The organism is Campylobacter sp. CH186 (assembly GCF_004378925.1).
GTDB lineage: Bacteria > Campylobacterota > Campylobacteria > Campylobacterales > Campylobacteraceae > Campylobacter_D > Campylobacter_D jejuni.
This window is the reverse complement of record NZ_RYYB01000018.1, coordinates 1-775: the sequence shown is the minus strand read 5'-3', so window position 1 is coordinate 775 and position 775 is coordinate 1. Positions and strand designations below refer to the sequence as shown.

The window sequence follows — 775 nt, the reverse complement described above, 5'->3', positions numbered from 1 at the left end:
AAAAACATCCATCCCAATAATTTTAAAATTATCAGGATGAAATTTTTAACAAGTAGGAGAGTAAACTAAATTAAACTAAGTATTATCTTTTATAAGATTACCAAAGATAATTAAACTGAGCAAATCCTGTATGGGTATTGCCATCTTTATCAAACATTCCATTATAGTTTAAACTAAAATAGAAAGCTTCATTAACAGGAATGATTAAAGAAGTGCTTACAAATTTTTGTACTCTTGGTAAATAAAACTCATCATTTACTTTTATATTTCCAAATCTAGCTTTAGCTTTTACACTAGGATTGATATTAAGCTTAGCTCCAAGTTCTACTGAGCTTTTTAAATTAGGCAACCAATCTCTAAACCAAGTAAAGCTTGTTTTAGTAGAGAATAGATTTAAATAATTTGCATAGGTTCTTTCACCACCCATAACTGTAGCTTCTCCTTTGGTATTAATCATGCTAAAAGCTTCTGTATAACCTCCTTCATAGGTTAAACCTACTTCAGGGGAGAATATATCTTTATTAGAAATAAAATTCATACCTAAGCCTGCATTAACTCCATAAGCATAAGAATTAGGATTTGCTTTAGCTTCATTATTTCCTATTTTTTTAGTTAAATCATTTTTAATTAAAGCTGTTTTACCTTGAGCTTTGATATAAACTTCTTGCCCTTTTTCTGTAGTAAGTAAGATATTAAAGTATTTTAAACCTACATAATAGGTTCTATTATTAATATCAAAATAAGTTGAACTCATCTTTGTATCTTCATAACCTGC

At 28.0% G+C, this 775-nt stretch carries 1 protein-coding gene; it reads right to left on the bottom strand.

Annotated features, from left to right (window positions below; translation table 11 throughout):
* Positions 1 to 97: 97 nt before the first annotated feature.
* Positions 98 to 775 (bottom strand): autotransporter domain-containing protein (locus tag ELQ09_RS08160; protein ID WP_134263890.1); only part of this gene is annotated, 678 nt, incomplete at its 5' end.